We start from the raw sequence: 8848 nt of genomic DNA on the forward strand, positions 1-8848 counted from the left end.
CGGTTCCGTCGATCGTCGGAGCTGGCGCGGCCAAGCCAATCCAACAAACTACGCATACCGCACTGGGCGCGGTTTAACTTCCGAGTGAGTTCGGCGTTTAGTGCATTCACGGCCGTTTGCGGGAGACGCGATTTAAGCCCTTCGTTGGGGTGTAGGCCCGTCGATAGAATCTCCAATCGATGCGATGTACGAAGGTGTCTCGTCGCGCTGCCACTGCTCACTGCTCCCACCCCAACCCCCCGCCGCGCAAAAACTGCCAAGTCCGCACGATGTCGAGGACGTCCGTCTCTGCGGCGATGTCGGGCGGGAAGGGGGCGTAGGGCGCTGCAAGCTCCACGATCCTTACGGCTGCTTCATCGAGTAGGTCGTAACCCGACGAGCGCACGACTCGAATCTGCTCCACGCTTCCGTCGGAGCGCACGGCGACGTGCAGGATCAGGCTGCCGAACATGCGTTGATCCCGGGCCGCTTGCGGGTAATTGAGGTTGCCGATGCGCTCCACTTTGCGCGCCCAGGCACCCAGATAGCTGGCATATCGAAACTCCCGCGTGCTCGCACTCACGGACTTGCGCCGGACCCGGCTTGCGTAGGCGGCGGTTTTGGCCTGGAGGTTGGCGGTGAGTCGATCGATTTCCTCGCCGCGGCTGGCGAGGATCGCCGCCGCGTCGACCGGCGTGTCCCGGGCTGGCATCTCCCGTGCGGCCAGCGGGTCGGGAGGAGGGGGTCGCTCGGGTTGGATCTCGGGTGCGGGTTCGGGCGGAGGCTCCACGCGTGCGAGAGTCTCGAGGTCCAGCGCAGGCGGCTCAGTGATCTCCGTCGGGTCCGGAAAAATCGTCTCGAAACCGATCGGCTCGAGTGGCGCATCGACGGCGTCTGCATCGAGCCTGCTCGGTGGCGGCTCCGTGACGGCCGGGTCTCGATCGGCCGATGTGTCGGTCTCCGGCTCCGGCTCCGGCTCGACAGGCGACTCTTCGACCGACTCGATCCGCGTCTCTGGGATGGGTGTCGGAGGCTCGGTCGCCTCGATGTCTTCCGAGACGATCGCGATCGGGTCGTCGTATACGGCATTTCCGCTGGACGACGCGCCGGAACGATCGATCCGCGAGAGGGCTGCGTCCGGGGATGCCGAACCCCGACCGGCGTCCCGCAAGATCAAGATCTCCAACGCCGATTCCGTGACGCCGCTCGCCTCGCGCCGGGGTGGCTCGAAGGAGACGAGGGCGATCGCACCGACATGCAGCAGTGTTGCGGCCAACAGGGCTATCGTGAGGCTCAAGCCCGAGGAGTCGTGACGGGGCGTCGCGAGGAGCGTGCGTTGCATCTGCGGATCGGGCGGGCGGGTGGGCATGAATGTGGATCGATTTCCAGAAAATGCCGCCGTCGTAGGTTGTGCTGACGCTAGGAAGCACAACGTCCGCCGACGGTTGGTTGTGCCTCGCGCGGCTCTACCCGTCCGGCCCTGAAATGTCGGAGCTGTAGAGGCGACTTAAGTCGCCCCGACACGTCGGTGAGTCGTTGGGAGCGGCTCACAAACAACCGAAATTCGTAGGGTGGGTAGAGCGAAGCGAAACCCATCCAGCCCGCGCCAAGGGCATCGGACCGAAACCCGAGAACACGGCGGTTTGGAGGATGGGTTTCGCTGACGCTCTACCCATCCTACGCACTCATCAAGGTTCGGTCGCACCCTGCTCTTCGCTCGCCTGCATCCCCGGCGCGATCCGAGCACCTGTGTCGACCAATTCGATCCGATCGGCCATTGCTGCGTTCATGTGCAGTGTGCCTTCGGCATCGACGAGCAGGACATAGCGGATGTCCATCGCATGTGCCACCGTCTCCCAATCGGTCGGTCCGGCGACGAACATGGCCGTGGCCGCTGCGGCCGCGGTGGTCGCATCCCGATGCAGAACGGTCACCGAGCGGGTGCCGCGCGCGGGCGAGCCGGTTCGCGGATCGATGATTGCGTGGTAGATCTCGCCCTTGAACACGAAGTTCCGGTCATAGTCTGCCTTGGTGACGAGGCTCTCGTCGCCCCCCATCGGCACGATGGCGAGCACCCCGGAACCGCTGGGTCGACGAATCGTGATCCGCCATGGCTGGCCGCTGCGATCGCCGATCACGCGGACCTCGCCGCCGGCCTTGATCAGTGCGCTCTTGATCCCGAGCTCACGCAGGTGCTCGATAGCGATATCCAGGGCATGGCTCTTGGCGATGCTGTCGAAATCCAGCTTGATGAACGGATTGTGGCCATGCAGCTCGAGCCCCTCGATATCGATCTGGCTCATACTGGGTGTTGCCGCGACCAACCGCTTGATTTGCTGTTCGGGTGGCGGCGGGCGGCTGCGCACCGCGCCGGCTTGGAAACCCCAGAGATCCAACAAATAGCCGATGGCGGGATTGAAGAGTCCGCCGCTTTTTTCCTCGAAGTCCTTGCTCAGGCGTACCAACGGCATGGTCGACGGGGGGGCCACGAAGGGCTCCTCGGTCAACAGCATCTGATTGACCCGTCCCATCGGGCCGGGTTGCCAGGAATGCCATGCGTCCTGCAGGAAGGCGAAGTCTTGTTGAACGAGGGACGCCGCCAGTTGTGCCTGTTGTCTGTCGACGCTGACCAGGCTCAGGTCGACCTGACCTCCGAAGGCGTCGAAGCGTATGGTGGTGACCGGGGTCTCTTGTCCGCAGGCGGCGATTCCGACGAGGGCCGCGGCGATGACGCACCATAGGGGGGAGCGCCGAAGTCGGCCGGAGCGGGAGGATGAATACAGCACGGACACCTCCGAGAATGGGTTGCCGGTCGCGGTCGCTCGCCAGACCGAGCGGGCCGGGTGACCGGTGGGCAAGGCCTCAGGTGCGACGCATGACTCGGGCCTGAATCGCGTCCATCAGATCGCCCGCGATGTCGGTGCCGTAGGCGGCATCGATCTCGCGGATACAGGTCGGGCTGGTCACGTTGACCTCGGTCAGATGGTCCCCGATCACGTCCAGACCGGCGAAGAGGATCTCGCGGGCGCGCAACTGCGGGCCGACCTGTGCGGCGATCCAGCGATCCCGTTCGGTCAATGGTCGCGCCTCGGCGGATGCTCCCGCAGCGAGGTTGCCGCGAGTCTCACCCGGTGCCGGGATGCGCGCAAGACAGTAAGGCGCGGGTTCGCCGTCAACCATCAAGATGCGTTTATCGCCGTCGCGGATCTCGGGGATGAAGCGCTGGGCCATGCAGAAACGTCGGCCGTGCAGCGTGAGGCCCTCGATGATGACGCTTAGGTTCGGGTCGTCCGCGCGCACGCGAAACACCGAGGCGCCGCCCATGCCGTCGAGCGGCTTGAGAATGATGTCGCCGTACTCTCGATGGAAGTCCCGAATCGCCCCGGAGCGGCGCGTGATCAGGGTGGGCGGTGTACACTGAGGGAAGGCCGCCGTGAAGACCTTTTCATTGGCGTCGCGCAGACTGCGCGGATGATTGACGACCAAGCATCCGTCCGAGTGGGCCTGCTCGAGGAGATAGGTCGTGAAGATATATTCGATGTCGAAAGGCGGGTCCTTGCGCATCAACACCGCGCCCAGCACATCGAGCGGGCGCTCGATCTCGGCCCCGAGACGGTACCAACTCGCGGGATCGTCGGTGACCTCGAGCGGGCGCATTCGCGCCAGGGTGCGTCCGTCGCGCAGCGATAGATCGGCTACCTCCATGTACCACAACAGCCAGCCGCGCCTTTGCGCGGCCAACAGCATGGCGAAGGTACTGTCCTTCTTGATGTTGATGGATCCGATCGGATCCATCACGACGCCGAGATCGATAGACATGCAAGCGAGTGTACTTCAGTGGCCGGGGGCTTGTCAGGGATGATGACAAGGGTTACGGCTCCGTCCGATTCGCTTGCGTCGGATATGTTGATTGATGTCTCGTCCGATGCGTCGCCCGCGTCGCGCGCCGTGGGTGGTGAAGCAGCCATCCTGCTGGCGGACGACAGTCCGGTGGCGCGCCGCTTTGCGGCCAAGCTCCTTCGCGATCATGGGTACCGCGTCGAGGTTGCGCTCGACGGCTTCGATGCGCTCGGCATGTTGCTGGAGGTGAAGCCCGACATGCTTCTTCTCGGTAGTCGAATGCCGCGGCTGGACGGCTTCCAGACCTGCGCACTTGTGAAGCGAACCTCCGGGTTTGCTGGCCTGCCGGTGGTCATCCTCGCGGATCGCGGGGGGCTTTACGCTCGCGTTCGGGCCCATCTGGCCGGGGCGCAGTCTTGCCTCTCGAAGCCGTTTACCGCCGACGAGCTGTTGAATGCCGTTGCCGGGGCACTCTCGGATGGCTGACACGCGCCCTTCTGTCGAGATCGAAACCGAGACGCCTCGCGCGACGACGAACCTGCAGACGCTCGCCGAGGTGATGCGACGGGTGCGTCCGAAGTTTCATCGCGGGCTGGTCGCCTGGTATCGAGACGCGGCGGATCCGCGGGGACTGCTGCGCCTCGAGACGTTGTTTCGAAGGGTGAATGCCGGCCTGGGCGACGGAATCCTGGCCGACCTCTTTGGTCTCGCGGAGACCTTTGCTGCCGGGCTGCGTGACGGGCGATTGGACTGCGATGCGAGCATGCGCTCCCTGATGGGGCAGCTCGATCGGGTGTTGAAGCCACTTGCGCAGCACCCGCCGGTGTGGCCTGAAGACGAGGCTCGAGCGCTGATCGTTCGGCTGTTGGATCTGCTGGGGCAGTTGGAGCCGGATGAATGCCGGGTGGTCGATCTGGCTGTCGTTTACCGCTCGTCCGAGGCCATTCGAGTGGCGCAGAGTAAGCGTCGCGATGGAACAGCGCCTGCCCGTGAGGATGACGTCGATCGCACCGCCGGGAGACTTGCCGAATTCGTTGCCCTCGAGGAGCTACTCGAGCTGATTGACCGCGGCGCTTTCGTCGATCCCGGGGCGCTCGATGCCGCCTACGCGGCACTCCATGAGGTCCTCGGTGTGCTGGATCCGACCGATCCCTGTCGACTTGCGTCGCGTCTGGCCGCGGTTGCCGACCAGGTGAAGGCGCTCCTGTCTGCACAGGCGACCGAGCAGTCGATTCGTCTGGAGGCACTCGCCGCCGACCTGCTTGCCATGGAGTCGATCGTGCAGGCGTGGGTGGATGAAGGTGCCGTCGCCGAAGCGTCTTCGCTCCGCCTTGGAATGGAGCCGGCGGGGTTGAGACTCGCCGCCTTGCGCGAGCTGGATCGCGAGCTTCTCGGGGTGACCGAGCTGCTGTTCGGACGGGACATCGAGGACGTGTCGATGCGCCCGGATGCTGTCGGGGCAATGCTCGCCCGCATCGCAGGCGTCCTGCGCCTGCTCGGGCTGGCCGATGCAGCCGATCTCGCGGCAGCCTGCGGAGATCGGGTGCGACACGACGCTGTCCGCGATGCGCGCGCGGTCGATGTCGATCGGGAGGCATTGTCCGAGGCGCTGGCCTGTTTGGGACGAGAGATCGGTGCCGGTTTGGCAGCAGGGCGTGCGGTGCCCACCCCGACGGGGTGCGCCGAGCAGGCATTGATCGCGCTCGCGCACGCGATCGAGCAGACGTCTGCTCCGACGATGCCACCCGGTGCGCCGAACGGCATGCCTTCGAACGTTCCGAGTCTCCCGCTCGCCCCGACCCCCGTGGAGGAGAGGATCGCTCCGGAGCTCATGGAGATCTTCCTCGAGGAGATCGACGAGGAGATTGCCTCCGCTCGGGTGAGGCTGGCCCGTTGGTCGCTCGACCCGCGGGACGCATCGTCCGTGACCGGGCTGAAGCGCAACTTCTCCGTCATCAAAGGTAGCGGTCTGCTCGTCGGTGCCCGGCGGGTTGCGGAGGTCGCCGAGGCGGTCGAGGGGCTCCTGGTTCGGATCACGGCGCAGCCGACGCGGGACCCTGCCGCAACGAGCTTCATCGCCGAGGTGCTGGATCAGCTTCCGGCGTTGGTGCACGGAGGGACCGAGGATCGCGCCTCCGTCGTCCGGGCGCTGGTCGCACGTGCCGGGCAGATCGCCGAGGCGGCGACGGACACGGACACCGAGGTCGACGGCTTGTCGGAACTGGTCCCCTTGGATGATTTGACGGGGGCGGGCGACGCCCCGCAGATCCCCATCGAGGATCTGCTCGATACGTTCGAGGCTGCGTCGGAGACGTCGGGCGAATGGCTGCTGCCCGATGTCGACGAATCACAGAACACAGATTCAGGCAACTCGCTCGAGTTCTCGGAGCAGTCCCTCGGCGATGAGCTTGACCAGGCGTTCTCCGCGCTCCTCGATCCGGCGAAGAAGTCCACGGCAAGTCCGGCGGCCGATCCGGTCTCCGCCCCGTCGGAGCCGCCTACACGGGCGGCGGCACCCTTGGTGGAGCAGATTGCCGAGATCGCGCGCTGTCGCTCCGAGTTGGACATGACCCATGCGCAACTGGTCTCCGGCCTGGATGCCCTTGACCTCGGGCTGGCGCGTCTACGCGATCTTGTCGATCGTCTTGCGAGCGATCCACACCCGAGCGCGAGGCCGCTCGGCGAAGGCGAGGACAGTTTGGACGAGGTACTCGGGCAGCGCGAGCTCTGCGGTCGCATGAGTGAGATCCTCGATGATCTGGAGAGCGTCAGGCGCGGGCTGATCGCCGATCGACAGGCGTCGGCCGAGCCGCGGGCGCGACAAGCCAAACTCCTTGAAGCCGTCTTGGCCGCACTCGTCAAGCTGCATCTGGAGTCCCCCGAGGAACGGTCCCGTCCGGTCTAGTCGACGAGGTCTCCCCAGAGCGCTTGGATGACGGCGATGGCGGCGAGCGGAGCCGTCTCGGTCCGCAGGATCCGAGGCCCCAAGCGCACCCCCTCGAAACCCCGATCCCGAGCGCTCGCGCGTTCGCGCGGGCTCAGCCCGCCTTCCGGGCCGATCAGCAGGGTGACCGTCGCGCCCGGCGCGGGTATGGCGGCCAAGGACCGAGCGGCCTCCGGGTCGAGCAGCAGTCCACCACCCGCGTGTTCGATCAGCCAATGCGAGTAGGTCGCCGCTGTCGCGAGATGCGGCAGGCGTCGCCGCCCCGACTGCTCGCAGGCCCCGATAAGGATTCCGCGCCAATGCTCGAGACGCCGCTCAAGCCTCTGGCCGCTCAGGTGAACCTGGCTGCGCTCGGTGAAGAGGGGCGTGATGCGGCCCACGCCGAGCTCGACGGACTTCTGCAGCGCGTAGTCCATTCGCTCGCCTTTGGAAACGCCCAGCGCGAGGTGAATCTCCAATGGCGGGACCGGCTCAATGGCGCCGGGCGTGCCGACTCTCGCCGCCGTTCCGTTTCGCTCGGCTCGCGTCAGATGCGAGGGATAGTCACAGCCGTCTCCGTTGAACAACACCAAGGGCGCATCGGGCGGCAGGCGCAGGACTTGGGTGAGGTGACGGGCTTGAGCCGCCGGCAGCTCAAGGGTCGCGCCGGGCTCAAGAGGCAGGTCGACATAGACGCGCGGGATCCGCATCGGCGAGATGTCAATCCGCTTCGGGCCGGGAGTCCGCATGGCGGCGCACCCGGACCCCCCGGGCACCGGCTACGAGCAGCGCCCAACCCGCAAGGAGAAGCACGCCGCCGATCGGGGTGATCATCCCGATCGCACGCTGATCCGTCAGCACGAGCGCGAAGAGGCTGCCGCTGAAGAGCAGGATGCCGACCAGGAAGGCCCCGGCGGCCCAGTGGACGAGCCTGTCGTCGGGCCGCTGCAGTAGCCACAGTCCGCAGGTCAGGATTGCGAGTGCATGCAGGCCCAGATAATCCGTTGCGGTGGCCCAATTCGCGAGTCGCTCCGCGCTCACGAGGGCACGCAGACCGTGTGCGCCAAAGGCGCCCAAGGCGACCGTCACGAACCCGCAGGCCGCGCCGGTCGTCAACCAAACACTTGCTCGATTCATCTGCTTTCCTCTGCCGATTCCGGAGCCATTGCAATTACCTAATAAGGCAAATTTATGAAAGCAGGCCAAAATTCTGTTTTGACCGCGAGGAGGGCAGTCTCTACCCTGGGCTCAGCTTATCGATACGGACGAGCCGACGGAAAGCGTGGCCTACCGATCTGGAAGCGGCCCGGCCCCGAGGACAATCCACGGTCGAAGGCACCAAGCCGATGCGTTCGGACAACGGGTGAATCATGATCAACGGCGAGACCTATCAGTGGATCGTCGCCGCGGCCGCGAAAAGGGACGGTAAAGGATGGGTCGGTGCCTCTTCCGATGTTCAAAGCCCATGCGACCAGCGTCGTCGGCGCAGTTTACATGAACACCAACAAGCCTGCCGTCCGGCTGGAGCTGGGGCGACTGCTCCATGGCAACCGGCGAGCGCCTCTTGCCGCGGCCGACAGGATGGGCACGTCCGGTCACACGCTCTACGCCGGGGACCGTCCCGAGAGGCGGTTTGCGGCCAAGGTCAGGGTCTGCTTGGACAGCAAGGACCACAAGCCCGAGCTGGCCAATCCGTGACCCATCTGTTCGACCAGTTTGTAGACGAGGAGAACTGGAAGTGCTTCGTCAACTCGGTCTACGACGAAGAGACCAAGACCTGGACCTGTTTCAAGCGCCCACGTCGATGTAGTTGGCAAGAGCAAACTTTCAAATAACGAAGCCAACCGGGCCTCGTGCCCCGAGTCGGCTCGCCATTGACCGGACGCTGTTAGGCGTCCGGTTTTTTTGTGTCCGAATGGCGCCCGCTTCCAGTCGGGCATGACGTTGGTTTTCCTGGGGTTGCCTTGTAAGGGGCAGTGAGCCATCGGCTCTCAGTTCCACCGGGTAAGTGATTTCAAGCCCCCCTGTGCCTTCCTACCGTCGGTGCGCCGGTTCCCGACCCTACTGGTGAGGGAGGGCAGGCCACCGTGACCATGCCTCGATTAG

The 8848-nt window shown here is 65.3% G+C and carries 9 protein-coding genes; 4 read left to right on the plus strand and 5 right to left on the minus strand.

All coding sequences use genetic code 11. The features are described 5' to 3' along the window. Positions 1-217 precede the first annotated feature (217 nt). The 3 genes from GPT33_RS14550 to gshB all read right to left on the minus strand — a co-directional run bounded on the left by GPT33_RS14550 (position 218) and on the right by gshB (position 3798). A complete protein-coding gene (locus GPT33_RS14550) occupies positions 218-1348 on the minus strand; it encodes an energy transducer TonB (protein WP_296810154.1) in 1131 nt (376 codons plus the stop codon). 319 nt (positions 1349-1667) lie between these two features. Further along, positions 1668-2765 (minus strand): FAD:protein FMN transferase, encoded by a 1098-nt coding sequence (locus GPT33_RS14555; RefSeq protein ID WP_296810157.1) that lies wholly within the window; start codon positions 2763-2765, stop codon positions 1668-1670. A 76-nt stretch (positions 2766-2841) separates the two neighbouring features. Beyond that, entirely contained in the window at positions 2842-3798 is a 957-nt protein-coding gene (gene gshB, locus GPT33_RS14560; RefSeq protein ID WP_296810158.1) for a glutathione synthase, read from the minus strand. An 18-nt stretch (positions 3799-3816) separates the two neighbouring features. Between gshB and GPT33_RS14565 the strand changes: the two genes are divergently transcribed. Next, positions 3817-4305: a response regulator gene (locus GPT33_RS14565; protein WP_296810160.1), complete on the plus strand. Its 489-nt coding sequence runs from the start codon at positions 3817-3819 to the stop codon at positions 4303-4305. Then, positions 4298-6724 carry an Hpt domain-containing protein gene (locus tag GPT33_RS14570; protein WP_296810162.1) on the plus strand — a complete coding sequence of 809 codons (2427 nt, stop codon included), beginning with the start codon at positions 4298-4300 and terminating at the stop codon, positions 6722-6724. The genes GPT33_RS14565 and GPT33_RS14570 overlap by 8 nt, the downstream gene beginning before the upstream one ends. Here the strand turns inward: GPT33_RS14570 and GPT33_RS14575 are convergent. Continuing rightward, entirely contained in the window at positions 6721-7452 is a 732-nt protein-coding gene (locus GPT33_RS14575) for a 16S rRNA (uracil(1498)-N(3))-methyltransferase (protein ID WP_296810164.1), read from the minus strand. The genes GPT33_RS14570 and GPT33_RS14575 overlap by 4 nt on opposite strands. Positions 7453-7462: 10 nt before the next feature. Then, positions 7463-7879: a DUF423 domain-containing protein gene (locus GPT33_RS14580; RefSeq protein ID WP_296810167.1), complete on the minus strand. Its 417-nt coding sequence runs from the start codon at positions 7877-7879 to the stop codon at positions 7463-7465. A 315-nt stretch (positions 7880-8194) separates the two neighbouring features. Here GPT33_RS14580 and GPT33_RS14585 point away from each other — a divergent pair, with 315 nt between their 5' ends. After that, positions 8195-8440 (plus strand): hypothetical protein, encoded by a 246-nt coding sequence (locus GPT33_RS14585; protein ID WP_296810170.1) that lies wholly within the window; start codon positions 8195-8197, stop codon positions 8438-8440. Beyond that, positions 8437-8577, plus strand: coding sequence for a hypothetical protein (locus GPT33_RS14590; protein WP_296810171.1), 141 nt, complete (start codon positions 8437-8439; stop codon positions 8575-8577). The genes GPT33_RS14585 and GPT33_RS14590 overlap by 4 nt, the downstream gene beginning before the upstream one ends. Positions 8578-8848 lie beyond the last annotated feature (271 nt).

The organism is Thiocapsa sp. (assembly GCF_011390875.1).
In the GTDB taxonomy this organism is placed as follows: domain Bacteria; phylum Pseudomonadota; class Gammaproteobacteria; order Chromatiales; family Chromatiaceae; genus Thiocapsa.

Coding starts and splice junctions, on each gene's coding strand:
- GPT33_RS14550 (WP_296810154.1), bottom strand. CDS start 1,348: ATGCCCACCCGCCCGCCCGATCCGCAGATGCAACGCACGCTCCTCGCG.
- gshB (WP_296810158.1), bottom strand. CDS start 3,798: ATGTCTATCGATCTCGGCGTCGTGATGGATCCGATCGGATCCATCAAC.
- GPT33_RS14570 (WP_296810162.1), top strand. CDS start 4,298: ATGGCTGACACGCGCCCTTCTGTCGAGATCGAAACCGAGACGCCTCGC.
- GPT33_RS14575 (WP_296810164.1), bottom strand. CDS start 7,452: ATGCGGATCCCGCGCGTCTATGTCGACCTGCCTCTTGAGCCCGGCGCG.
- GPT33_RS14580 (WP_296810167.1), bottom strand. CDS start 7,879: ATGAATCGAGCAAGTGTTTGGTTGACGACCGGCGCGGCCTGCGGGTTC.
- GPT33_RS14585 (WP_296810170.1), top strand. CDS start 8,195: ATGTTCAAAGCCCATGCGACCAGCGTCGTCGGCGCAGTTTACATGAAC.